Genomic DNA, 700 nt, shown 5'->3' with positions numbered 1-700 from the left:
GTGTTCAGTGGTAAATTGAGCTTAATCTGCATGGTAGCAAACGTGTTATGCTGGCGTTAGCTGACGATGTGATGGCACTAAGCCACAACCACAGAGCATTGGTGAATAAGGATATGAGGCCGCGAGCTAAGCACAATTCAAAACGCAGAGCTATAGAGTGGATTTGTTTTACTGCATCTTACTGTCACGACTAAATTTATTTGTTGTTATTTTCCTTGGTAGGTGGGTGAGAATTAGCGCCACTTTCAACAATTGAGCAGTGTTCAAGTGCCTGCTTTCTTCCAAGGACACTAAATAGTGAACAAACTAATTTTATCGACGGCCATTCTTTCAAGCTTAGCTCTATCTGGTTGTGAATCGCTCGATGGTCAAACAGTGTTAATTGACTACGGTATGAGTAAACGTGATGTGATTGAAATTATGGGTATGCCACAAGATCGTCAAATGAAAGGGTTTAACGAAGCATTCCAATACTGTCAAAGTGGAACATCTTTTGGAGCAAACTCTCACCAAGTTGTGTACTTTTACAAAGGTAATGTGGTTGGCTTGAATTCATACAAGACTTCTGTCAGTGGTTGTACTGGTGGAATGCGTACAATCAACTGGGAGTCATTACCTGACTTCACGATAGAGCATCGAGTACGCTAATAATTTAGCGCCTATCTATATGGTACATCGAATAATCTAATCGATGCTTAAC

1 protein-coding gene is annotated in these 700 nt (G+C 40.7%); it reads left to right on the top strand.

What is annotated here, in order from left to right:
* The first annotated feature begins 297 nt into the window (after positions 1 to 297).
* Positions 298 to 648, top strand: coding sequence for a hypothetical protein (locus AB4496_RS23335; RefSeq protein ID WP_012600708.1), 351 nt, complete (start codon positions 298 to 300; stop codon positions 646 to 648).
* Positions 649 to 700 lie beyond the last annotated feature (52 nt).

It is taken from the genome of Vibrio sp. 10N.222.46.A1, assembly GCF_041473595.1.
In the GTDB taxonomy this organism is placed as follows: domain Bacteria; phylum Pseudomonadota; class Gammaproteobacteria; order Enterobacterales; family Vibrionaceae; genus Vibrio; species Vibrio tasmaniensis_A.
Note: the sequence above shows the minus strand (reverse complement) of the source record. Positions and strands in the feature narration are given on the sequence as shown.